At 68.6% G+C, this 21,997-nt stretch carries 27 protein-coding genes; 15 read left to right on the top strand and 12 right to left on the bottom strand.

Annotation, left to right across the window (positions count from 1 at the left end; translation table 11 throughout):
- Positions 1 to 153: 153 nt before the first annotated feature.
- Positions 154 to 1,416 carry an NADH:flavin oxidoreductase/NADH oxidase family protein gene (locus tag AB0I67_RS42645; RefSeq protein ID WP_357936622.1) on the bottom strand — a complete coding sequence of 421 codons (1,263 nt, stop codon included), beginning with the start codon at positions 1,414 to 1,416 and terminating at the stop codon, positions 154 to 156.
- 93 nt (positions 1,417 to 1,509) lie between these two features.
- Between AB0I67_RS42645 and AB0I67_RS42640 the strand changes: the two genes are divergently transcribed.
- The 3 genes from AB0I67_RS42640 to AB0I67_RS42630 all read left to right on the top strand — a co-directional run bounded on the left by AB0I67_RS42640 (position 1,510) and on the right by AB0I67_RS42630 (position 3,450).
- Positions 1,510 to 2,100, top strand: a complete 591-nt coding sequence (locus AB0I67_RS42640; RefSeq protein WP_357936620.1) for a TetR/AcrR family transcriptional regulator — start codon at positions 1,510 to 1,512, stop codon at positions 2,098 to 2,100.
- Between the two features lie 614 nt (positions 2,101 to 2,714).
- A complete protein-coding gene (locus tag AB0I67_RS42635) occupies positions 2,715 to 2,846 on the top strand; it encodes a hypothetical protein (RefSeq protein ID WP_357936618.1) in 132 nt (43 codons plus the stop codon).
- Between the two features lie 253 nt (positions 2,847 to 3,099).
- Positions 3,100 to 3,450: a hypothetical protein gene (locus AB0I67_RS42630; RefSeq protein WP_357936616.1), complete on the top strand. Its 351-nt coding sequence runs from the start codon at positions 3,100 to 3,102 to the stop codon at positions 3,448 to 3,450.
- Between the two features lie 183 nt (positions 3,451 to 3,633).
- On the opposite strand, the gene AB0I67_RS42625 is transcribed toward AB0I67_RS42630, so the two are convergent.
- Positions 3,634 to 4,089, bottom strand: a complete 456-nt coding sequence (locus AB0I67_RS42625) for a hypothetical protein (protein ID WP_357936614.1) — start codon at positions 4,087 to 4,089, stop codon at positions 3,634 to 3,636.
- A 1,242-nt stretch (positions 4,090 to 5,331) separates the two neighbouring features.
- Here AB0I67_RS42625 and AB0I67_RS42620 point away from each other — a divergent pair.
- On the top strand, positions 5,332 to 6,519 hold the full coding sequence (locus AB0I67_RS42620) for an OmpA family protein (RefSeq protein WP_357936612.1): 1,188 nt from the start codon (positions 5,332 to 5,334) through the stop codon (positions 6,517 to 6,519).
- 152 nt (positions 6,520 to 6,671) lie between these two features.
- Here AB0I67_RS42620 and AB0I67_RS42615 read toward each other — a convergent pair whose 3' ends face one another.
- The gene (locus tag AB0I67_RS42615) at positions 6,672 to 7,214 is read right to left on the bottom strand and encodes a DUF6368 family protein (protein ID WP_357936610.1); all 543 of its coding nucleotides are present in this window, start codon (positions 7,212 to 7,214) and stop codon (positions 6,672 to 6,674) included.
- A gap of 260 nt (positions 7,215 to 7,474) precedes the next feature.
- On the bottom strand, positions 7,475 to 8,374 hold the full coding sequence (locus AB0I67_RS42610) for a zinc-binding dehydrogenase (RefSeq protein ID WP_357936608.1): 900 nt from the start codon (positions 8,372 to 8,374) through the stop codon (positions 7,475 to 7,477).
- Between the two features lie 81 nt (positions 8,375 to 8,455).
- On the opposite strand from AB0I67_RS42610, the gene AB0I67_RS42605 reads away from it, so the two are divergent.
- Positions 8,456 to 9,316, top strand: a complete 861-nt coding sequence (locus AB0I67_RS42605) for a LysR family transcriptional regulator (protein ID WP_357936606.1) — start codon at positions 8,456 to 8,458, stop codon at positions 9,314 to 9,316.
- A 499-nt stretch (positions 9,317 to 9,815) separates the two neighbouring features.
- Here AB0I67_RS42605 and AB0I67_RS42600 read toward each other — a convergent pair whose 3' ends face one another.
- Positions 9,816 to 10,181: a VOC family protein gene (locus tag AB0I67_RS42600; RefSeq protein WP_357936604.1), complete on the bottom strand. Its 366-nt coding sequence runs from the start codon at positions 10,179 to 10,181 to the stop codon at positions 9,816 to 9,818.
- A gap of 53 nt (positions 10,182 to 10,234) precedes the next feature.
- Here AB0I67_RS42600 and AB0I67_RS42595 point away from each other — a divergent pair, with 53 nt between their 5' ends.
- On the top strand, positions 10,235 to 10,681 hold the full coding sequence (locus AB0I67_RS42595; RefSeq protein ID WP_357936602.1) for a MarR family transcriptional regulator: 447 nt from the start codon (positions 10,235 to 10,237) through the stop codon (positions 10,679 to 10,681).
- 203 nt (positions 10,682 to 10,884) lie between these two features.
- Here AB0I67_RS42595 and AB0I67_RS42590 read toward each other — a convergent pair whose 3' ends face one another.
- Positions 10,885 to 11,043: a hypothetical protein gene (locus tag AB0I67_RS42590; RefSeq protein WP_357936600.1), complete on the bottom strand. Its 159-nt coding sequence runs from the start codon at positions 11,041 to 11,043 to the stop codon at positions 10,885 to 10,887.
- Between the two features lie 278 nt (positions 11,044 to 11,321).
- On the opposite strand from AB0I67_RS42590, the gene AB0I67_RS42585 reads away from it, so the two are divergent.
- The 4 genes from AB0I67_RS42585 to AB0I67_RS42570 all read left to right on the top strand — a co-directional run bounded on the left by AB0I67_RS42585 (position 11,322) and on the right by AB0I67_RS42570 (position 15,106).
- Positions 11,322 to 11,615, top strand: a complete 294-nt coding sequence (locus AB0I67_RS42585) for a hypothetical protein (protein ID WP_357936598.1) — start codon at positions 11,322 to 11,324, stop codon at positions 11,613 to 11,615.
- 277 nt (positions 11,616 to 11,892) lie between these two features.
- Positions 11,893 to 12,738, top strand: a complete 846-nt coding sequence (locus tag AB0I67_RS42580; RefSeq protein ID WP_357936596.1) for an alpha/beta hydrolase — start codon at positions 11,893 to 11,895, stop codon at positions 12,736 to 12,738.
- Positions 12,739 to 13,011: 273 nt separating this feature from the next.
- Positions 13,012 to 13,878: a GNAT family N-acetyltransferase gene (locus AB0I67_RS42575; RefSeq protein ID WP_357936594.1), complete on the top strand. Its 867-nt coding sequence runs from the start codon at positions 13,012 to 13,014 to the stop codon at positions 13,876 to 13,878.
- Between the two features lie 277 nt (positions 13,879 to 14,155).
- Complete coding sequence (locus AB0I67_RS42570) at positions 14,156 to 15,106, top strand: TetR/AcrR family transcriptional regulator C-terminal domain-containing protein (protein ID WP_357936592.1); 951 nt, start codon at positions 14,156 to 14,158, stop codon at positions 15,104 to 15,106.
- 292 nt (positions 15,107 to 15,398) lie between these two features.
- Here AB0I67_RS42570 and AB0I67_RS42565 read toward each other — a convergent pair whose 3' ends face one another.
- Positions 15,399 to 15,725 carry a putative quinol monooxygenase gene (locus tag AB0I67_RS42565; protein WP_357936590.1) on the bottom strand — a complete coding sequence of 109 codons (327 nt, stop codon included), beginning with the start codon at positions 15,723 to 15,725 and terminating at the stop codon, positions 15,399 to 15,401.
- A 58-nt stretch (positions 15,726 to 15,783) separates the two neighbouring features.
- Here AB0I67_RS42565 and AB0I67_RS42560 point away from each other — a divergent pair, with 58 nt between their 5' ends.
- From AB0I67_RS42560 to AB0I67_RS42550, 3 genes are all read left to right on the top strand, one after another.
- The gene (locus AB0I67_RS42560; protein ID WP_357936588.1) at positions 15,784 to 16,104 is read left to right on the top strand and encodes a helix-turn-helix domain-containing protein; all 321 of its coding nucleotides are present in this window, start codon (positions 15,784 to 15,786) and stop codon (positions 16,102 to 16,104) included.
- Positions 16,105 to 16,195: 91 nt separating this feature from the next.
- Complete coding sequence (locus AB0I67_RS42555; protein WP_357936586.1) at positions 16,196 to 16,402, top strand: hypothetical protein; 207 nt, start codon at positions 16,196 to 16,198, stop codon at positions 16,400 to 16,402.
- 5 nt (positions 16,403 to 16,407) lie between these two features.
- Positions 16,408 to 16,824: a hypothetical protein gene (locus AB0I67_RS42550; protein ID WP_357936584.1), complete on the top strand. Its 417-nt coding sequence runs from the start codon at positions 16,408 to 16,410 to the stop codon at positions 16,822 to 16,824.
- A 431-nt stretch (positions 16,825 to 17,255) separates the two neighbouring features.
- Here the strand turns inward: AB0I67_RS42550 and AB0I67_RS42545 are convergent, their stop codons facing one another.
- Positions 17,256 to 17,456 (bottom strand): hypothetical protein, encoded by a 201-nt coding sequence (locus AB0I67_RS42545; protein WP_357936582.1) that lies wholly within the window; start codon positions 17,454 to 17,456, stop codon positions 17,256 to 17,258.
- Here AB0I67_RS42545 and AB0I67_RS42540 point away from each other — a divergent pair.
- Positions 17,446 to 17,613, top strand: coding sequence for a hypothetical protein (locus AB0I67_RS42540; RefSeq protein ID WP_357936580.1), 168 nt, complete (start codon positions 17,446 to 17,448; stop codon positions 17,611 to 17,613). The genes AB0I67_RS42545 and AB0I67_RS42540 overlap by 11 nt on opposite strands.
- A gap of 216 nt (positions 17,614 to 17,829) precedes the next feature.
- Here AB0I67_RS42540 and AB0I67_RS42535 read toward each other — a convergent pair whose 3' ends face one another.
- The 4 genes from AB0I67_RS42535 to AB0I67_RS42520 form a co-directional block, all read right to left on the bottom strand.
- A complete protein-coding gene (locus tag AB0I67_RS42535) occupies positions 17,830 to 18,537 on the bottom strand; it encodes a DUF6461 domain-containing protein (RefSeq protein WP_357936578.1) in 708 nt (235 codons plus the stop codon).
- 1,006 nt (positions 18,538 to 19,543) lie between these two features.
- Entirely contained in the window at positions 19,544 to 20,131 is a 588-nt protein-coding gene (locus AB0I67_RS42530; RefSeq protein ID WP_357936576.1) for a hypothetical protein, read from the bottom strand.
- A gap of 120 nt (positions 20,132 to 20,251) precedes the next feature.
- A complete protein-coding gene (locus tag AB0I67_RS42525; protein ID WP_357936574.1) occupies positions 20,252 to 20,392 on the bottom strand; it encodes a hypothetical protein in 141 nt (46 codons plus the stop codon).
- A 483-nt stretch (positions 20,393 to 20,875) separates the two neighbouring features.
- On the bottom strand, positions 20,876 to 21,493 hold the full coding sequence (locus tag AB0I67_RS42520; protein WP_357936572.1) for a DUF6461 domain-containing protein: 618 nt from the start codon (positions 21,491 to 21,493) through the stop codon (positions 20,876 to 20,878).
- 176 nt (positions 21,494 to 21,669) lie between these two features.
- On the opposite strand from AB0I67_RS42520, the gene AB0I67_RS42515 reads away from it, so the two are divergent.
- A complete protein-coding gene (locus AB0I67_RS42515; protein WP_357936570.1) occupies positions 21,670 to 21,879 on the top strand; it encodes an alpha/beta hydrolase fold domain-containing protein in 210 nt (69 codons plus the stop codon).
- Positions 21,880 to 21,997 lie beyond the last annotated feature (118 nt).

Genomic DNA, 21,997 nt, shown 5'->3' with positions numbered 1-21,997 from the left:
ATCGACCACGACCAGGCCAAGCTCACCCACGGTCAGATCGGCAACGACCTGGTCGGCTGGATCAACTTCCAGCCGCTGTACGACCAGATCGTCCGGTCGGAACCCGACCTGTTCGACTGAGCGCTGATGATCGGCTGCCGTACCGCTAGCCGGTCACTCGGGCCGCTCTGCCGCGGCGGTGCCCCGCGACTCGGGTAGCCAGGCGCGGTAGCGGCGCAGCGCTCGCCGCTGCTGCCGGCGGTCGGTGAGCAGCGCATAGGCAGGGTGGGTGCCGGAGCGGGGGTCCTTGCCGCGGGCCAGGCGGCGCAGCTGGTGGCGGACCTGCGCCATGCTGGCGGCTGAGGCCAGGGCCTTGTCGGACCAGGTCACCGGCCGTAGCCGGCGATCGGCTTCGCGCTGCTGGCGCCAGCGCTCGGGCAGGTCCGGGGTGACCGCGAGGGCAGTACCCATCCCGACGAGCGCGACGCCGCTGCGGAGAACCTGTTCGGCGGTGTCGCGGCGCGTGATGCCGCCGGTGAGCATCAGCGGCAGAGGGCTGGTGGCGGCCAGATCCTCAGCGAGGTCCAGGAAGTAGGCTTCACGGGCTTGGGTGCGCGCGTCTGCGGCGCGGCCGGTCATGGCGGGGCTCTCGTAACTGCCGCCGGACAGCTCCACCAGGTCGACGCCGAGCGGTTCGAGCATGCCGATCACCTCGCGTGCGTCGTCGGCGTCGAATCCGCCGCGCTGGAAGTCGGCGGAGTTGAGCTTGACCGCGACCGCGAACGAGGGTGAGACGGCGGCGCGGACGGCGCGCACAACGTCCAGCAGCATCCTGGCCCGGTTCTGCAGCGACCCGCCCCACGCGTCGGTACGCCGGTTGACCAGGGGCGACAGGAACTGAGACAGCAGGTAGCCGTGCGCGGCGTGAACCTGCACGCCGTCGAAGCCGGCCTGCTCGGCGCGCTGGGCCGTGACCGCGAACCGGGCGACCGTCTCCCTGATCTGGCCGGGAGTCATGGCGACGGGACGGCCGAAGCGGCTGCTGTGCCGTCCGAGGTCGACGCCCACGTCGGACGGGCCCCACACGACGCCCGGCATGCCGGCCTGAACCTGGCGGCCGGGGTGGTTGATCTGCATCCACATCGCCGCGCCTCCGGCCTTGCCGGCCTCGGCCCACTCGATGAACGGCTGCAGTGGTGTGTCCCGGTCGAGGACGACACCACCAGGACCGGTCAGCGCCTCGGCGTGGACCATGACGTTGCCGGTGATGAACAGCCCGGCACCGCCGGCCGCCCAGCGGCGGTACAACGACGTCAGCCGCCCGTCGGGTGCCTGACCGTCGCCGGCCATGCCCTCCTCCATGGCCGCCTTGGCGATCCGGTTTCCGAGCAGCTGCCCGGAGCGCAGGGCCAACGGTGAAAATAGCTCGTCGGTCATCGGCGTTTCCCCTTCCCTGTCCCGATCAGATATGTTGGCACTGCACACATTATCTGATGATGTGAGCACCGCCAACATCAAGGAGTGTGTCTCGTGTCGCAACCCGGCGCCTCGTACCATCACGGCGACCTGCGCGCCGCCTGCGTGCGCGCCGCGCGGGAACTCCTCGAGGAAGACGGCGGGTCCGGTATGTCGCTGCGGGCGGTGGCCCGCCGGGCGGGCGTGTCACCGACGGCTCCCTACCGTCACTTCGCCGACCGCGACGCCCTGGTGTCGGCGGTCGCGGCCCAGGGCTACCGCGACCTCACCGAGCACCTGGCCGCCGCCCACCCCGCGCCACCCGCCACCTCCGACGACCTGGCCGACATCGCGGTGGCCTACGTCCGCTTCGCCCTCGACCGGCCGGCGATGTTCAGGGTCATGTTCGCCGAACCGTGCGACCCGGCCAGCGAGGAACGCGCCGCCGCGATCGCCGCCATCTCCGGCTACCTTCACTCCCTGGTGCGCAGCGCCTTCCCCGGCTGCGACCCCGAGCCGCTGGCCACCGCGGTCTGGGCGCTCGTCCACGGCCTGGCCTTCCTCCACCTGGACGGGAAGTTCGACACTTCCACACCGCAGCAGGCCGCCGACCGGGTCCGCTCCGCCATCTACGCGCTGTTCTCCCCGGCCTCCACGACTCCCTAGAGGCATACGAGCCCCCAGCGGGACAGCGGCTGTGGCTCCCTCCGTCAGGCGACGACGCGCACCGGGCATCCGGCCGGCGGTCGCTCAGCGCGTCCCGCATCGAGGCCCTCGCAGGGCGGATCAGAGGGCGGTGGTCAGAGGTGTTCGACGACGATCTGACCACCAGCCGGCCAGATCGAATGCAAGCTTTGTCTCCGTCTTCAATGCGGGGCTGGAGAGCCCCGGGTGGGTGGCCCAGGCGATCGCTCGTATCGCCGGCACCGTGGTCCGCGAGGCGACCTTGGACATGCAGCAAGCCGGAAGCGACGCGAAGAACGATGCTCGGCTGGATCGCTTGCGTAACCTGGCTGGGGGGCTGTTCAGCCTTCATCCCCGTCCCCACGATGGATCGATGACTGAAGGCCGGGCGATCACCTGGACTTCGGCGCCCGTCCGGCTCTGCCAGCGCGCCAGGCCGCATCGAGCCACCCGGCCAGATCAAGGTGCCACCAGATCGCAGCCCCCGAAAGCCGATCATGATGCGACTCAGGCCCAGTAGCGTCCCAGGCGTGAGGGGACTGACGTCCCGAGCGTGAAAGGACTGAACGGACTGCGCCAGGGGAACATCGGTGGCTATGAACTCGCTGCGGCCGAGCCCGAGCCCTGATGGCACCGACGACAGCCCGCTAGAGGCGACGGACGGCGAAGTGATGCGGCCGCCTGCCGACCCGCGCGAGCAGGTCGCCGACTGGATTGCGATCGCGTAGGCACCCATACCGGCCCGGAGGCGTGTGTCCTGGGAGTCCAGGAAGCGCAGGGAGCGCTGACCGCCCTGGCGCGCACGTGTGTGAAAGGGGAGCGTGAAACCACGATTGGTGGTCGGTCGACTACTCTATGATGGTGCCGCGGATGCGCCCTGAGGACGCTCATGAGCCCGCAGCAGAGCCGCGGCCTGCGCCGGGACGGCTGGGGGGTGCCCCAGCGCAGGCCGCTGCCTCTCTTCCAGCCAGGAGACATGCGATGCCGACTCACTCGTTACTGGACCACGGCGGCGAGCCGGTGCTGTGCCCGGCCTGCGAAGGCGTCCGGCCGGCGAGCCGCCCGGAGGGCTACACCCTGGCCCGGGCTCGCCTGATCGTCGCCCACGGTTTTTGCACCGAACCTCACCTGGACACCAGCGACGGCGAGACGGATCACACGACGGCGTCTCAGCCCGAAGCGGGCAGCGAACAGGCCTGCGGAGAGAATCAGGACTCATCCGCGCTGAACCTGATCTGCCGGTCTACCGCTCGCTCCGGGGTCGACGACATCCAGGCCATCCAAGCTCCCAATCCCGAGGCCTTGCCGGCCAAGCCCGCCAGGCGCAGCTGAAGGGCAGGCGCTTCACGGCCTCAAGGCGACATCAAGCCTCCGCTCCCCGTGCCCGCCGGATCGGGTCACCACGCATGTGTGCCCTTGAGCGCGCCAGGCTCTGGAGGCCGGACTGGACCGTCCCCGATGCCACACCATCGCCATGGAGACGCAGCCTGGAGACTGCGCCGGTACGAACCGAAACTAGCGAAGGATGAAGGTGACCTTCCACGAGCCTTCAGCGATGACATCGAGGTAGTAGCTGCCCTGGGCGCCGCGAACGTAGGTGATCGCCGAGCCCTCGTCATCGACGACGGCGATCAGCTCGCTGCGCAGCGAGCGCCCGCCGTCGCGGGGAACCAAGACCATAATCATGCTGGTGGGCCGGCCGGACTTCTGCGCGTTGCGACTGTAGGTGACGCTCGCCCGGTAGTCGCCCTGCAGGACGAAGGGCAGGGTGCGCTGGGTGCCGGATCCGTACACGGTGACCGGCGCGCCGGGGTGCGCAGGCGATGTTGGTGCTGGAGCGGGCCGACTCTGTGCGGCGGCCTCGTGGGCGGCCGGCAATGAGGGCGGGGACGACGGTGCCCGGCAGGCACTCAACGCGAGTAGCGCGCCGAGCGTCAGGGCGGGAGCGACGATGACAAGCGAGATCCTCACAGCCCCCTCCGATGCGGACTCAAGCGATCCGCCTAGAGGCTAGGCGCACCTCGAGGCCGAAACGCCCACCTCACGATATCCATCAGCTGGATCCGTTCGCCTTAACCGGCGCATGGGGCGATTTGCTACGGGCGCGAAGGGCCCGGGCGTCCACGGCAGCAGCCTCGCATCATCGCGGCCAACGCGGCAGAGGGCCACCTTGGAGGAATGCACTATGGAGCCTGTGGAGAGCCCAAGCCGTACACAAGGAGCTGGCGCGGCTGGTGCCCGGCGTCACCTTCGAGGTGGCCGGGCACGGCGAGGCCGATCCGGTGGCGCCCAACGCCCTGCCCGACGGCGCCGCCGTGGTGGAGTCGCTGACCTAGGGTCACGCCTCTTGTCACGTCTGAAGCTCCGAAGTTTTCGGCGCTCTCATGCGCATCTCTGCACCAGGCATGGCGGCCTAGAAGGTACCCATCTCTGGCGTTGCGGCGTACCGATCTGATCGGGAGCCGGTTCTGGACGAGGTGACAGCTCGATCTGGGTGGCCAGCGACTCGACTCGCCGACGCGCCTCGGGTTTCGGCGCGCAGTGGAGCAGGGAGCACACCACCGACTGACCGCTGTGGCTGCCGCCACACATGTGGATCGGTACCTCGATCGGGTCCGGCGACTAACGCTGGCGCGCCGACGCGCTCCGTGCGACCCCTACGGCGATCAGGTCCCTCTTGCTGGAGCCGCTGCCTGCACACAGCGACCTGGACAGTGCCGATCAGGCGCGGGCCCGGTTCACCAGCTCCCACTTCAGGACGCCACCGCCCGGCACGCCAGCGGTGGGGAATCGAACGTGGATCCGTCGCACGCCGCTTTCGGAGGCGGGAAGGACACGGCCTGCTGGTCAGCCAAACGCTCGTTAACGTCGGACCCTCCGCGTTTCGGCAGGCCCCTTCACCGTGGACACCCTCCCAGGGGCCAGAGAGCGTCCTCTTCCCAATCCGGCTCACCCGGATCACTGAGCCAGCGGACGTCGGCGAGGCCGAGCCGAACTGAGCGAAGGAGTAGGTGCCGTGCATGTTGACGTCTGGTGGACGAAGAGCGACAGCCGCGCAACGTCTTCCTCGGCCATCGGACGCCCCTCGGCTTTGAGGTGATCAAGGGCCCGGTCCTTCCCGAGGTCAGAACCTCTGACGGGGGTCGTGGGGTGCTGCCGGAGTGGAGCGCCGCGTCTACAGGCAGAAGAATGCCTCGTCTATGGTGATCGTCCATGAGAACCGTAGCCGTCGCTCTTCTGATCGCTGCGCTGAGCGCATGCGGGGCCAACGGCGTCGCGGGCGCCGGCGACAAGGGACGCCCGAGCGGCTCTTCCGCCTCCGCGACGTCCTCACCAGTGACCTCGCCCTCCACCTCCTTACCGTCGGGTAAGCCCTCCGTCACCCCTGGTGAGCCTTCCCCTGCGGTGACCACATCGGTGCTCGAGCCGACAAGCTGTCCCAACGGGACGCTCATCCCAGCCGTCGAGATCCCGGCCGTGCACGCCGACCCTGTGCAGATCCCCGAAGCGAAAGTCGCAGGTGTGACGATTCCCGCGGCCACCATCCCCGGCGTCGACATCCCCGCCCAGCGGGTGCCCGCTCAGTGCACCGAAATCAAGCCCGCGCCCGGCGGCTGTCTCGGCGCGGCCAGCATCCCGGAGACGAGCATCCCCGCCGTGGAGATCCCCGCGGTGGAAATCCCCGGCGCGAGCGCCGGCGGCCTCAAAGTCGACCCGGTCCGCGCAAATGCGGTCAGAGCCGGCGCCGTGCGAGCCAAGGCCGTCTCCACACCTGAGGTATGCCAGCGCAAACCCCAAGGCAGCAGCGGGGTGGTGCCGTTCGTGATCCGCCCGTTCATCATCCGCCCGTTCATCATCAGGCCTTTTGTCATCAGGCCGTTCATCATCAGGCCGGAAAAGTGCAACGACAAGGGCGAATGCATCCCCGGCGTGGAGGTGCCCGCAGTGGAGGCGCCCGCGGTGGAAGTGCCGGCGGTGGAGATCCCCTCCGCCGAGCTGAAGTCCTACGAGTTCGGCGAAAGCGAGGTCCTGGAAGGAGAGGACTCCATCGCCTACAGCCTCAACGCCGACGTCCTGTTCGACTTCGACAGCGCCGACATCAAGCCCGCGGCCGCAACCGCGCTCAAGCGCATCGTCCAGCAGATCAACCGCAAGTCAGCAGACGGCTCGACCATCCAGATCGACGGCCACACCGATGACAAGGGCGCACCCGCCTACAACGTGGAACTCTCACAGCGACGTGCGCACGCCGTACTCGACTGGCTGGCCACCAAGGGCGGCCTCGACCGTGCTCGCCTCAAAGCAACGGGGTACGGCGAGACCAAACCCGTGCGCCCGAACACCACCGATGCCGGCCGAGCGAAGAACCGCCGCGTGGTCATCTCCACCCCGACCTCGTGATCGACGACCCGGCACCACAGCACCGTCGTGCGGATACGCCGCAAGATGGAAGGCGCGCGGCCGGCCTGGGAGCACAGCGGCGGCTGTTGTCCTCGGCATCGCACACCCGGCCTTGACCATCTTCGGCGTGCGCTGCCCTCGTCACCCTCCGCTCACTTGACGAGCCGGAAGCCGCTTCGGGCCGCCCATGCGCGCAGGAATTCCGCGGTGGCGCCTACCGCCGCCCAAGGCTTCTCGGCTCGCCCGACCGCACCCGGCAGATCCGCGACCAGCGCCACCTGATCAGCACGTAGCTCAACGTTGGCGATTCCGCCGATGGCGTCCATGATGCCGGCCGTGAGGAAAGCGGCGACTTGGTGATCAATGGGGTCGTTGCACATGGCAACGACCTCTACCTCGTGGGTAGGGTCGAAGCCGATGAGGGCCACCAGGCCCTGTTCGTCATCGTCATCGGGTTGGGCAGTCTCCGCGTTCACTGGTGTCGCGGCGACCAGGATGACCAGAAACGGCCGCGGGTGGTCAGCGCCCTCCTGCCCGCGAACTCCCAGCCGCATGGGCGGGACCCCGAAGTCGTATGCGCCGGGACGCGGGTTCTCGAACCGTTCAGAGACCGTCAGCAGAAATTCGCGCAGTCGTCGAAGCGCCGGTTCGGGGTCCGCCAGCGCCAGCTCGATCACCAATCCTGGACCGCCCATAGCCGCGAGCGTAGCCCGGCCGAGCGCACCCTGCCTCCCTCGGACAGTCCTGCCTTACGAGGCGCTCTGCCCGGTGATACAGGCATGTCCACTCAGAGTCTCCGGAGGCGACCGCGGCCGCTCTGGCAAGCGACGCCGCTCGGCTTCCGCATCGACCGTGGGTCGATCGGGGAGGGCGCCGGGCATGATCGGGTCCGGTGACGGCTGGCCCGCCCCTTCCGACCTGGTTTCGGGGTGTCTGTCCGAACCTCGGCAGGTGATCACAAGGTGAGGACGGCCTTGCCCGAGATGCGGCGCTCGCGTAGGGCGGCCAGCGCCGCCGGCAGCTTGGACCAGTCCTCCACCAGTCCTGGTGTGGGATGCAGCCGGTCCGCGGCGGTGAACGTGACCAGCACCTCGAGATCTGCGCCCGGCGGATCGGGGTGGGCGTAGGACAGGAAGCTGACGATCCGCGTCCCCTCGTGGCCCACGAAGTCGTAGATGTCGATCGGTGACTTCGCTCCGCTGCTGGACCCGATCAGCACGACGGTCGCACCGGGCGCCGCCGCGCGCAGGGCCTCGGCCAGGGAGGCGCCGCCCACCGACTCGACGATCAGATCGTACGGGCCGGTCGCCTGATCCGTCGCGGCCACCACCTCGCTCGCGCCCAAGGCCGCCAGATCCCGCGTGTGCCGCCCAGCCACCGCGGTCACGGTGGCTCCGCCGAGCGTGGCCAGCTCGACCAGGAACCGGCCGACCCCGCCGCTCGCCCCGGTGATCAGGACGCGCCGCCCCAGCAACGCTCCGCCCAGGCGCAAGGCCCGCAAGGCGGTCAGCCCGGCCAGCGGCAGGGCGGCGCCTTGCGCCATGCTCACCTGATCGGGCAGTACGGCAAGCCGATCAGCAGGCACTGCGACACGTTCGGCCCAGCCCGCCTGTTCGACCAGGGCGGCCACCCGGGTGCCCGCGACAGGGCCCGTCCCGTCGGCCGCCTGCTCGACGACCACACCGGCGATGTCCTGTCCGGGACGCCAGCCGCCGGTGCGGGAGTCCAGCAGGGCCAGCTCGCCCCGGTTGAGGGCGAAGGCCCGTACGGCGACGAGTGCTTCGTGCGGCGCGGGCACCGGCTCGTCAGCGGAGGCGATGATCGGACCGTCCGTTGTGTTGATCACTGCTTTCATGCGGTCCAGTCAAACGCGGGAACACGTTCGCACCCAGACGCGCTTTGCCTGTCGACGTATCACCGATCGTGATAGGACGTCATGGAGATCAGGCAGCTGCGTTACTTCGTCACGGTCGCGGACGAGGGCGGGTTCGCCCGCGCGGCCGAGCACTTGCAGATCGTGCAACCGGCCGTGAGCCAGCAGATCGCGCGGCTGGAGCGAGAGCTCGGCGTCCGGCTGTTCGATCGCTCCGCCCGCCGGATCCGATTGACCGGCGCGGGCGAACGGCTGTTGCCTGAAGCTCGCGCGCTGCTGGCGAGCGAGGACCGCATCCGCCTCGTCGCTGCCGACATCGCCACCGGCCACGACGGCGTCCTTCGCCTTGGCAGCAGCCAGGGCCTGGGCGAGCGGCTCGATCGTGTGCTGCAGAAACTGGAGCCGCGCGTGCAGGTCCGGCTCAGCGCCCTGCCGCACGACGAGCGGCTCGCGGCGGTCCGGACAGGCGAGCTGGACGCCGCCTTCGTCCGGGCTGTGCACACCGCGCCCGGCCTCGAACTGCTGCCCATCTGGACGGACGCCCTCGTGGTCGCCTTGCCCGCCGCGCACCGGTTGGCGGGCTCGGCTGTCATCGATCTGGTCGACCTGGCGGAGCTGCCGCTGCGGCTGGCGCCTCGCGCGCACAACCGGCCGCTGTACGACCTGGTGATGGCCGCCTGCCGCGACGCGGGGTTCGAGCCGGTGGCGGGGCCGGCCTTCACCAATCTGCAGGACACCATGGCCGAGATCGGCGCCGGCCCGCCGTCTTGGACAGTGCTCTACCAGGCCGCAGCCGAGCTGGTGCCGGTGCGTCGCGTGGCCCTGCGCCCGCTGGCCGGCGTGACCGTACCCACCTCGCTTGCCGTACCACCTGGTCCGCCAGGCCCGGCACTGCGGCTGCTCCTGGATGCAGTCAGGCGGTGAAGAGGCATCGTGATGCTCCGGCGGCATTCGAGCCGTGTGCCGGATTCGGTATCCGCGTCAGCCACGGCAGCCGGGTCCCGTCCGCGCCTTCCGCCGGCAGTCGCAGCGCGACGATGCCGAGCGCGGAGTGAAAGCGAACGGAGCATAAGGAGAGAACGCCTCGATGAGGACGTGACCCCATTCCATCGGCTACGCCACCGTGGGCGCAACCCTGATCGCCCTTGCCCGGCCACGGCGTCGCAAGCACCGGACGGTGGGCTAGACGATGAGTTCCGCAGTCTGGGTTGCGGATGTGAGGAGGGTGTCCAGCATCGGGTTGTGACGACCGAACTAGACACCCTCTTGACCGCACGGTACGTCCACGTCGACGACCGGCTGAAGACCCAGCGCAGGCGCGGAAGGTGTCAACTGGTGCGGTGAACGGGGCGTCCCGTGCTGCATGGGGCCGCTGGCGGCGTCATGGTGAGCTCCTCACGGGGCTGTCACGGACGGTTGGGAGTCAGCGGTCGTGAACGGTCACGACATAGCCGTCGGGATCGGCGAAGGAGAACGTCCGCCCGAAGGGTCCGTCGGTGGGCGGGGCGACGATGGGCACTCCCGCCGCCGTCAGCGCGTCGTGCAGGGTTTGAGCGTCGTCGGTCTTCATCCACAGAGCCACGCCGTGTCCGGGGCGCGGCGCGTCGTCCAGATTCACGCCGGGCAGCGGCTCGCGGACGGCGAACGGGATCGGAGCGGTGGCGAAGACCACCGCGTGCGGCGGTGCGGCCGGGTCGCGCTGCAGGCCCAGGTGCTTCTCGTAGAAGGTGGCAGCGGCTTGTACGTCGCGCACCTGCAGGGCTACGAAGTCGATTCCGGTGACGGTCATGCCTTCCTCCATGTCAGAACTTTGACATTCCGACTGTATGTCAAAATGCTGGCATGAGGCAAGAGGGTGCCCGCGAGGATCTGAACCAGCGCATCGGTTATCAGCTCAAGCGGGTCGACGCCGCACTCCGTTCGGCTATGGACGCGGCCCTGCGCCCGCATGGCCTGACCACGCCGCAGTACGCCTGCCTGGAGTTGCTCGACCGCCGGCCCGGGCTGTCCAACGCCGAGCTGGCCCGCGGCGCCTTCGTCACCCGCCAGTCCATGAACGTCGTACTGCACAATCTCCAGACCGCCGGACTGGTCGTCCGCCCCGCCACCGCCCCTCAAGGCCGGGCACTGCCCACGACCCTGACCGACGACGGGCGCACGCGGCTGCATGCCGCCCGCGCCGACATCTTGGCGATCGAGGACAAGATGGCCGAGCCCCTGAGCGCCTCGCAGGCCGAGCATCTGCTCGACGCCCTCGGCCGCATGGCGACCGCGTTGGAGAGCGACTGATCGCGCCTAGATCGCCCGCATGACCAAGATCGGTCCCTTCGTGTTCGGGAAATGGCCAGCGCGAATGGTCACGGCAGCCTGAATCGTGTGCCGAGGTGATGGGCCCGGGCGGCGAAGGTCAGGGCAGACACCTGCTCGCCCATGAGCCGGCCGGCCGGCTCCCGGCCCGGCCGGATGGCTGATGTGAAATCCGTGTCGTGGCTTCAGCGGTTGAAGGTGACCTCCACGCGGCGGTTCTTGGCCCGGCCCTTGGGGTTGTCGCCGCCGTCGGGCAGGGCGTTGGGTGCCACCGGATCCGCCTCGCCGTGCCCGGCCACCTCGAAGGCGACACCGGGCACCATCCGCGCCAGCTCCTGGCGCACGGCTTCCGCCCGAGCGCAGCCATCTGGTGTGTCCGTGTGCTCGGCACCACCACGTACCCGAGCGCGAACTGGGTCATCCGGCTCCCGGCCCTCATGGACGGGTTCTCACCGAGGCGGGCAGCGAGCAGGCAGAGCGCTGAGCGGGCAGAGCTGAGCGGAAGATCGTTCAGGGGGGCCAGCAGCGTGTGGAGCAGGTTCACACAGACCATGCCCCTGGCCGAGCTCGTCGGGCAAGGCGCCCACGACGCCTGGCCGCTGCCATGGTCCGCGGCCCTACCGTGGCGGTCAAGCCCGGGGGAACGCCCGGCTCGACGCCTTCGATGTCGGTGAGCGGCGTGGTCTTCCCCACCGTGCGGGGTGACGAGCTGACGCTGCGCGGGCTGGTGCGCGAGCTCAAGACCAAGGGCCCGGTCTACCGGCGCACTGTGCAGACCGCACTGAAGGCCTCCTGCACCAATCACTACCGGCGCGGCCCGGTGACTTCCGGGCGCCAATCGAACGTGACCAGTCCATCCAGCCGGCAGGGATGTCCTACGCGCCAACCCGGTGAACGTTTCCGGTCACAGCGCTAGGGCGAACACGCCTGCATCATCCTCGACCCCGCGGGACGTGCTCGCTGCGCCGTCGCATGCGAGGTGCGATCACAGGCCGGAGGCGCGACCACCCCCTTCTCCTGTACGGCCCGCACTCTTTTAGTGCACTAGTACACGTGCATCCAGGACAATGGTAGGTGTACTAGGCATTTACGCAGTAAAAGCAGGATGTTTATCATGTAGACTCCATATGCGACACCCCGAAACGCGTCGGGCGTGCTGCTGTTATCGACGTACACAGAAGGAAAGATCAGGTATGCGGCCCCAACCGACCTACGTCTTTGTCCACGGCACCAACGCCAACGCTCACCACTGGACCTGGATCATGCAGGAGCTCGCCCTCCGTGGGCATCGCACGCTGGCCGTTGACCTTCCGGGCCACGGCAGGGACGCCTTCATCCCGGACTCCTACCAGCGCCAGGACGCGGCCGGCCTGCTCACCGAGCCCTCTCCCACGGCGAAGCTCACTGTTGACGACTACGTCGGCCACGTCGAGGACGTGGTGCGCCGTGCGCATCGCAACGGCCCGGTGATCCTGGTTGGCCACAGCCAGGGCGGCGTGAGCCTGAGTCTGACGGCCAACCGCGTCCCGAACATGATCCAGCATCTCGTCTACATCAGCGCCTTCTGCTGCGTGGACCTGCCCACGCCGACCGACTATGTGATCCAGCCCGAGCTCCAGTCGCCCGAACTGGTCGAATTCTTCATGGCGGGCCACGGTGGCGACCCCAACGAACTGGGCGTCAATCGCGTGAACTGGCGCTCGTCCGACCCGGCCGCCCTGGAGGCCTTCCGCGCGCTCGTGGCCCACACCTACAGCGCGGAGGAGGCGCGCACCCTCTTCCAGATGCTCCAGCCGGACGAGCCCGGCAACCTCCCGGACTCCGACGCGCGCGGCCACCGTGACACCTGGGGCCGCATTCCCCGCACCTACGTCCGTCTCACCCTTGACCGCCTCCTGCCGCCCGCCATGCAGGACCGCTGGATCGAAGAAGCCGACCGGCTCACCCCGGACAACCGCTTCAAGGTCCACTCACTCGAGTCGCCCCACTTCCTGCCCCGTGATCTCGCGCTCGTCGACATCCTGGACGATCTCGCCTGACGGGGGCACGGTCTGTCTTCTTCGACTCCATCGGGGACCTCGTAACCTCGATGATCACCGTTCGGGTACGCCAGGAACGCTGGCGTACCCGCAGGTCGAGCCGCAGGGCCGCCAGCCGGTTCTGCTGCCGGACGAAGAGGGCGCCGATGACCGGCCCGGCGACTCCGACCAGCACGTTCGGGGAGGGCTGCCAGCCGTACTCGGTGATCTGTTTCACCGCGTAGACCTGCTAAATCATTGGACGCATGGGAGCGACACGTGTTTGATCGCGGGATGACTGTCTTGTTGAGCACGCCGGGTGTCGGTGACCTGGACGAAGTGGTGCGCGCGCTAGGGGAGTGGCGGCGCGAGGGGACCTCGATGCAGTTGCATCCGGGGGATGTCGGGTTCTACTGGCAGTTCGGCCCGGAGCGGACCGCTGCGGCGTTGCGGACGTGGAGCCGGGAGGGCAGGATCCTCGGGGTCGGCCTGCTGGACGGGTCCGACCTGGTACGGCTGGCGGTCGATCCGGAAGCGCGCATGGACGAGGAGCTCGCCCGGCAGATGGCCGAGGACGTGTCGCGAGGCGAACGCGGCGTCCTGGCGGCGGGCAAGGCCCACGTCGAGGCGCTGTGGGGCGGCCGGTTCCGGGAGCTGTTGCTGGAGGGCGGCTGGGAACTGGATGAGCCGTGGATCCCGATGGTGCGTGACCTGCGCGAATCGGTGGAGGACTGCGGCCTGCGCATCGAGGCGGTCGGCCCCGAACTGGTCGAGGAGCGGGTCGCGGTTCACCGGGCGGCCTTCCAGGGATCGACGTTCAGCGCGGAACGCTGGCATGCCATGGCGGCCGGCACACCGTACGCCGATGCCCGCTGCCTTGTCGGCTACAACGAGCACGGCCAGGCGGTCGCGGCCACGACCGTCTGGTCCGCGGGTGCGGGCAGGCCCGGCCTGATCGAACCCCTCGGGGTGCACGGCGACCACCAGGGACACGGGTACGGCAAGGCGATGGCGGTCGCCGCCGCGGCGGCTCTGCGGCAGATGGGTGCCTCCAGCGCGACCGTCTGCGCCGAAGGCTCCAACGCCGGGGCCGCGGCCACCTATCGCTCTGCCGGGTACCAGCCGCAAGCCGAGGCACGGGACCTGCGCCGGGCGGAGTAAGGCGTGGTTGTACGGACGATGTAGGTGCGGTCCGGACCGCCGCGTAAGGGGCGGATCGGGCCGTCGGGCGGGTAAGCGCCTCGAGCAGGCCAGCGTGCCGTGCTGCTGGCCGCCCACGCCGTACCGAATGAGCTCCTGGCCGCGTGGGGGTGATCGTCGGCGATCACTAGTGCATGAACTCGCCGAAGCCCGTCGGCACCCTCTCATACTGGGGTTTACAGCATAAGCACTCACGCCTGCCGCTGTTCAGCGGGTGTAAATTAGCACTCCTGTCCTAGTGCACGACAAGGAGAGCCGGAGGGAACGGGTGTCAGAACCGGTCTATGTGCGCATCGCCACGGAGTTGCGCGCCCAGATCGAGAGCGGTGAACTGAGCCCGGGTGAGCTGCTGCCTTCGACGCGCGAGATCACCCGCCGCTACGGCGTGGCCATCGCCACGGCGACGAAGGTGCTGACGACGCTGCGGACCGAGGGGCTCGTCCATCCTGTGCCCGGCGTGGGAACGATCGTGCGGGAGCCGGAGCCCGCACCGGCGCCTGAGCGCCGCCCCCGCGCCACCGTCGTCCCGCGCGTACAGAACGCGCCACTGAGCCGTGATCAGATCGTTCACTCGGCCGTCGCGGTCGCAGACGCCGAGGGGGTCGCGTCCTTGTCCATGCGGCGAGTGGCGAGCGAACTAGGTGTCACCAGCATGGCCCTGTACCGGCACGTGTCCAGCAAGGAAGAGCTTCTCCACCTCATGGCCGACGCCGTCTTCAGCGAGCGGCCGCTGCCCGAGTTCGTGCCTGACTGGCGCCAGACGCTGGAGATCGCCACGCGCCGGGAATGGGACATCTATCGGTGCCATCCCTGGGTGGTCGGCATGGTCTCGGTGCTGCGCCCGATGCTCGCCCCGGCGACCATCGGCCACACAGAGTGGGTCATGTCGGCGTTGCGCCGGGAGGGCCACTCACGAGAAACCGCGATGTACGCGATCGTCGCGCTGGCCGCCTACACCATCGGCATGGCAGGCCAGCTCGATACCGAACAGGAGCAGGAGACGGGGGTGAGCACGGAGCAGTGGTGGCGGGAGCGTGAGGTGGAACTGGCGGGCCTCGAGGCTACCGGGCGCTTCCCGCACGTGTTCGAGACCACTGATCCGCCCGACCTCGCCGCTGCCTTCGAGTTCGGTCTGATGCGTCTGCTCGACGGGTTCGAGGCGTACTTCGGCCCGTCGGCAAAGCGCTGAGTGGCGTGTCCCGCCCTTCCGCGACACTTGGTGCATTCCCAGGAGTCGTCGCAACACACGTGATCAATTGCTGTCAGCGGTCAGCATGGCCGCGAGAAGTCCGCGCTGACCCTGAGCGTTGCGGCGATGGCCGCCCGCTCCCTCGATAGCGGGAGTGGGCGGCCGTTCGTCTCGCCTGCTCACGTGATGCGGACGGCGGCGAGATTCTTCGGGAACCGACGCATGTGGGGGGCGTCTGGCCAAGGTCGGTCACTCTGTCCAGCGTGTCGGCGCGGATACGCTGACAATGGGGTCAGGGGGTCACGCTGAGGGGTGTCAGCCAGTGGATCTCCAGGTCTTCTCGTAGGTAGTGCATGCGGTGCTGCTGGAAGTGTGCGAGTTCGGGACGCGCGAGATGCGCGCGCAGGTCGTCGGCCGACCGCCACAGTTCGTAGAACACGAACGTGCTGGGATCAGCCACGTCTCGGTGGACCTGGTACTGCATCGAGCCAGGCTCGGCCCTGGTCGGCTCCACGAATGACAGCAGCAGCCGCTCCAGCTCATCGGCGCGCTCGGGCTTCGGCCGGGCGAAGCCGTAGATACCGACCGCCCCGCTTCCTTCAGGTACGACAATTTCCATACCTGCCAACGCTAGCCATCGGCCTAGGTATGATGCAACTCGTACCTAGGAGTGAGTTATGGATCTGGGCAAGGTGTTCCGCGCGCTGGCCGACGACTCCCGCCGCCAGGTCGTGGCCGAACTCGCGGCCGATCCCGAAGACCGGGAGCGTGCGTGCGGCTCGTTCGACCTGCCGGTGAAGAAGGCCGCGCGCACGCATCACTTCCGGGTGCTGCGCGAGGCGGGCCTGATCATGCAGCGTGACCACGGCAACGGCAGCGCCGTCTCACTGCCCAGGCAGGACATCGAGCGTCATCTGCCCGGCCTGTTGCAGCTCCTGTCCGAGGAGCTGAAGTCCGGCAGCGCGACGGGCAGAACCGGGAACACTGCGGCTGATTAGCCCCAGCAGGAGCACTGGCCGTCCTTGGCGCGGATCGGGGAGGCCGCCGGGATGACCCGCCAGTCCGCGCACGAGCGCTGGGGCCGCTGACATGGACAGCGCGACCTGGATCCGGATCAGTGCCGGCCTGTTCCGCCGCCTGTCGGCGGCCGACCAGCAGGCCATCCTCGACTCATCCGCCTTCCAGGCGCTGCCGTACGCCGAGCGCCTCGCGTTCCTGGACGCCGAGGCCGAGCTGGCCGCCCTGGACGAGCGCGACCGGCGCGCCGTCCGGCACTCCCCCGACCGGAAAGGCTGACCCCGATGGCCGTCCGCACGATCCTGGTGCCCGACCTGGACGACGAGATCACCCACGCGCTGGCCGAGCTGGAGGAACTGCTGCTCACCTATCGTGGGTGGGAGGAGGTCGACGGCCTGGACCCCGGCGAGCTGCCCGACCCTCTGGCCGCCGGGATCGCCCTGGCAAGCGTGCGCTCCCTGTGGGAGGTCCTGGGGCCGACACAGGGCCGGCAGGCCGTCGACCACGGCCGGTCCGCCCGGCTGCTGGCCCCGAACGGCCGCTACGAGCACGCCCCCGTCCGCCTGGTCGACGTCGCTGTCGCCGACGTCCTGGTGATGGCCGGCCTCGCCCGCATGCTCGCCGACCCGGCCGCGCCCGCCATCGTCCACGACGGCCTGGAGGACGGCCGCGCCACGACCGGCGCAACACTCATCCGTTGATGGCCCTCTGCGCAAGCGACCTAGAACGAAAGGCGGCAACCACAAACCCGGCCGACCCCAGCCCCAACAGCGCGATCCCCCACAGCCCAACCATCATGAGCGGGGGGATCGCCAGCATGACCGGCGAGAGCACCACGACGCTCCTGCGCCCTATCGGCGACTGTGCGGCCACTCCGCAGACCACCGCACTCATCCCGAGCGGGGGCAGTTCGGGCGGCACTCCGAACTCCCGGAGGGCGGCTCCCAACTGCCACGTCACGACGGCCACCGCCAGAGCCGCCCCGGACCAGGCCAGGATCCGCCCGCGGCCTACCAGCGACAGCCCTCGCCGCGGCTGTGGCACCCCGGTTAGCGCCGCCGCCACCAGGACAAATGAGCCAACGATGCCGGTGAGTGCCACCCTCTCGTTCGCGCGCCTACCAGCGGCCCGGCTACTGGCAGGCCGTCACCGACGCCGGCCGGGCAGAGCAGCAGCCGCAGACGTCGCTGGATGATCTCGTGCCCGGCTGGCGCGACACCGCCGGCCGCCGGTAGAGGGCGCCCGCTTCGTGAACGTCACGCTCGCCGAGCGCGCCCTGGCCCAGTTCCACGAACTGCCCGCCGCCGCGCAGGCCGTGGTTCGTGGAACGCATCGTCGACTTCCTTGAACGCCCCTGGGATGCCGCCTACGCCCCGCACCACGGCGCGGAGTGCCGGCGCCTGTTCTTCGGCGAGGCCGGGATGGCCACCGTCCGCGTGCAGGAGGACGAGAAGAGCCTCACCGTCGTCGACACCCTCTGGGCCGGGTAACCGCCCCGTAAGCGACAGCGAACGTCCGGATACCGGCCGACCGGCCAGGACCTATTCGTCAGGTCGCACCACGTCAGCGTGCTGAGCAAGCTCTGGCCGCCGCTGAGGCCGGGCTCCTCCCGCGGCTGGGAGAGGTAGGCGGACAAGCAGCTCCACGCGGGAGGTGTGGCTCGCAGAACTCATGAGCAGGGTGGACCGCTCGCGGTGTGGTGAAGCTCAGGGCGTGTCGTGCGCGACGATGTACCGCTCGTGGTGCAGGCGGAGCCAGGTCTCGGTGATCTCTTCTCCCGTGACGCGCCCCGCGAGGATGAATCCTTCCGACAGGATTTCGGGAGCTCTTTCATCCCAGGCGACGTCTTCGATGGTGGAGTGGAGAAGGGGGAGTCCGTCGGTGAGATGCGGGAAGAGCCGGTGCGCCTCATACAGGTCCACGCACTTAGCCGGGCCGCCGTTCTCCGCCCAGAACACTTTGGTGATGTCGCTAAAATGTGTCGCCAGCACGAGGACTTGCCCGCCATTGCGAGAGAGGCTGGAAAGAGTCTCCGGCTCGATGAGGCGCCACCCTTGGACCTGCATGCAGATCGTCCAGCCGCCCTCATCCGCTTCACCGATCAGATAAACGCTTGAGTCGTCGCCCCACGCCGGGTCCAGCTCAGCGCCTTCCAACGGATCGGCAAGCGTCACGCTGGTGGCGTGGTCCAGGCTGGCGCCGAGGCGGTGAGCGCTCTGTTCGACATCGATGCCCCTGATCCAGGCGATGCCGAAGTGGTGTGTCAGGTGCGGGTTGATCTGGAAAAGGATGTCGTGAAAGTAGGATTTGCAGTGCATTGAATCGTTTCCCTTTTGCCGATGAGTTGTCGACCGCGGCGGGCCCGAGTCAATGACCGACACGAGCCGGTCCGGCATGATCTCGAACGCCGGCATCCGCGTGAGCTCCCGCGTCGCGGCCTCGGCGATCGCCCGGGGGCGTCAACCGCCCACAACGTCATGGACTCCAGACCACAAGCGGTTCGCCTGGAACGTCTCCTCGTCCAGGCTTGCGCGGTGGTGTCGTGCCTGCTTGCCGAGACCCTCCTGGCGGGTCACTGGCCGATGGGTGATCGAAGAGCTTCGCTGTGCGCCGAGGGCTTTCCCGCTCTCGAAGCCGCGGCTGTTCTTGATCACGCAGTGCTGGAAGCGGGCCGATGTCTCCGCCAGGCGGGCCGTGCGTCCTTGGTCCTCCCGGGGAGCCTGGCTGGGCTGGGCGGCAGCTTGGCCACTTCATGCGGATGCTGACGTCCAAGTGGGGGGCGCTTGCCCCGCGAGCATGCTGGCCACGGTCGCCCGACAGGCAGCGGGTGCGCCTTGCTCAGCGTGCTGGACGACGAGCGCAGTGGTGGCGAGACGCTGACCAGCACGGGGGAGGGGCGGTGGCCGGTGGGCGGGCGGATGCCGGCGACGGGCGGCCGGGACAAGCTGTCGTTGGGTGAGGAGCAGTCAGCCGGGACGGTGCAGGGGCGCTGGTTCCGCAAGGACAACCGCACCACCAGTGAGTGGCCGAACCCTGGTAGTTGGCGGTTTTCAAAGAGCCGGAGCACAAGCACGTCGTCAACAATTGGGGCCACCACCGGCTCCGAGCGGGGCGATTGGCGGTTCGACCTGAACGCTCCCTGGCCGGACACGGGCCGGGAGCAGACGTCCATTATCTGCCTCGACGGGACTGACCCGAGACCGGCGGGAGGGTCGTCCCTCCCGCCAATCGGGCAGCCCAGCCGCCGCGACGTGGAGTGATGCATTCGGCCGCTGGCCCGGCGGCCGAGATGACCAGCCGTCAGGTGTTCCCGCGTCTCAACGCTCATCCTTGTCAGCGGCCGTGCGCTGGTCGGCGTTCACGCGGGCGGCGGCCACGCGCAGTCCCGTCACCACGGCCGACGTGTCGTCGCCACCTCGGTCACCATTTCCACGCGCCCTTAGGAATACCGAAGAGAGCTCGTTGACCGGTGAACCAGTCTTGATCGATAAATCGGCCGGTGACACGACCGAGGAGCAGGAGGTAATCGTTCATCTCCTCTTGCTCGCTTCCTCCCCGTGTCGGGGACACCTCGTGTTCGGCGAAGACGTCCTCGAGCTCGCCCCCGAAGTTGGCATTGCGTCCCATCTGGCCTCTGTTCTGGCCATCACGCCAGTAGGACAGTCCCTGAACTCCTTCGAAGTTGTACTCCAAGAAGAAGAGTCTGCGACCCTCTGCACTGAGCGGAGCCGGAACCACGCCGGGTCCCTGCAGGCCGATGATGTGCAGCCAGCCGGGGGCGTGCTCCCCTACCCAGACGACCTCCTCGAAGGACAAGGGGTCGTACCAGTCCAACGCTGCTTGGAGATCGCAGTCGAGCCTGCTGGACAGGTCAGCTCGCAGCTGGCGGGCGACGGCTTCGACGTCATCGCCCTCAAGCCAGGTTCCGGCGAACCCTTCTGAGAAGCCGTGCGAGGAGAGAAGCTCCCACTGGTCGTCGGCCGGAAGCGGCCGCGTGCTCTTCGCCATCGTGTATCCCTTCTTGCGGGCTCGCCGCCGCCCAAACTGGGCGGCGGCTCTCAAAGGCGTTTCAGTGCTGGTAGCCGACGTGGATGACGGCGGTGGGATCGGTCCACTCGCGGATGCGCATCATGTCGAGCCCGACGAGGTCACCTCCGTCGGCCCGATCGCGCGGTGGTGGTCGTAGGTGGTCTCCAGGAACCAGGTGAGGTCTGGCGGGTGGTCGCGGGCGTTGAGCTCTGTGGTCCGCTGCTCTATGAACGCAGCCACCGGCATGTCGTCGGGCTAGGCGTGCTGTACCTGGTTCATGTAGCCGGAGAAGAGGGCACGGTGCTCGGCGAGCCGCCCCGGCTCTTTGCTCTCCTCGGACTGTTATCCCCATTCCTCGCCGTCGAACGGGTCGTTACCACGGTGTCCGGTCGACCAGCCGCCGTACGGCAGGAGCCGTGCCGGGACGAACGGGATGACGCCTTTGCGCGACGTCACCTCCACCGGCCGGCGCGCAGGGACACTCCGCATATGCAGCAGGCCGGGAACCGCCGCGGGCCCGCGGCCCAGCCGTCATAGCGAGCACCACGACGGCCGTCCTCTCCGACGCGTACGGCTTCGAAGCGGCCGTTGGAGCGATAGCGGGTAATAGGCCAGCGCGCCAGTTGCAGGTCAGGGTCTGAGTGCTGCTCGGCGAGGTCGTCACGGCGGCGAACGTGCGCCCAACTGGTCGTTGCAGGACGCAAAGCGGCGGGTAGCGGCGTCTCAGGGAGAGTCGTGGGCGACGATGTAGCGCTCGTGGTACATCCGTAGCCACGCGTCGGTGATCGGCTCGCCGGTCACGCGCCCGGCCAGCACGAAACCCTCGGAGATCAACGCGGACATCTCGTCGTAATTCTCAAGGTCCGCTCCTACGGGCGAGATGAGGCGAAGCCCCTTGGTGTGCTCTGGGAAGAACCGCTCTGCCTCGAACATGTCCTCCGATTGTGGGGGGGCGCCATTTTCCGAGTGGTGGAAGGTCGGCATGTGGTCGTTGTAGAAGGTGAGGGCGAACACTTGCCCTCCGTCGCGTGACAGCCTGGCCAAGGTGTCGTCCTCGATGAGGCGCCAGCCCTGCACCTGCATGCAGATGGTCCACTCCCCTTCCCCTTCCTCGGCCTCACCCAGCAGATAGATGCTGGAGTACGGCCCCCAGGCGGGGTCGTTGTCGGCGTCGCGGTAGGCCTCGGCCAGCCTTACGGTGGCGGAGTGGCTGAGGTCGGCGCCGAGCCGGCGTGCTGTTTCCTCCATGTCCAGACCCTTGATCCAGCCGATGCCGAAATGGTGGGTCAGGTGGGGGTCAATGTCGTGGAGCACGTCGAAGAAGTGTGTGGACGACACCATGTCGTCTCCTCCCAGAGCAGTTGGCGTCATCGGGCTGCAGGGTGTGCGGATGCGTGGCCCGATGCGCACGCCCTGCAGACTATTCGGTGCGGGAATCTACTTGACGTCTACCCAGAAAGGGTCCCCCTCGAGGATGCGCCACCGACGTGGCCGAGCATGGGAAAGAATGTCAGGCTATGCTTGATCTTGCCGTGGTGATCACCGCCGAGCGCGACCCCCTGCGTGACGAGGGCGAAACCTATGCCGAGCGGCTGCGCGAGGCCGGTGTCGAGGTGATGGGCAGGCGGGAGGAGGGCCTGGAGCACGGCTTCATCCAGAATCTCGACGAGGCGGCCGTCGCCGCCAGCGAGCGGATCTTCCGGGACATCCAGCGCCTTCTGCCGTGACCGCTAGATGGCCTCGGTAGGGCCGCTGAGGCGTGGGGGACCCTGCAGCCAGCCCGCGATGGTGTCGACGAAGGTCGGGGCGTCGTCGAGCCAGGGGAAGTGCCCCGCGTCCTTCTGC

Source organism: Nonomuraea sp. NPDC050310 (genome assembly GCF_040655795.1).
In the GTDB taxonomy this organism is placed as follows: domain Bacteria; phylum Actinomycetota; class Actinomycetes; order Streptosporangiales; family Streptosporangiaceae; genus Nonomuraea.
This window is presented reverse-complemented; position numbering and strand designations above follow the sequence as displayed.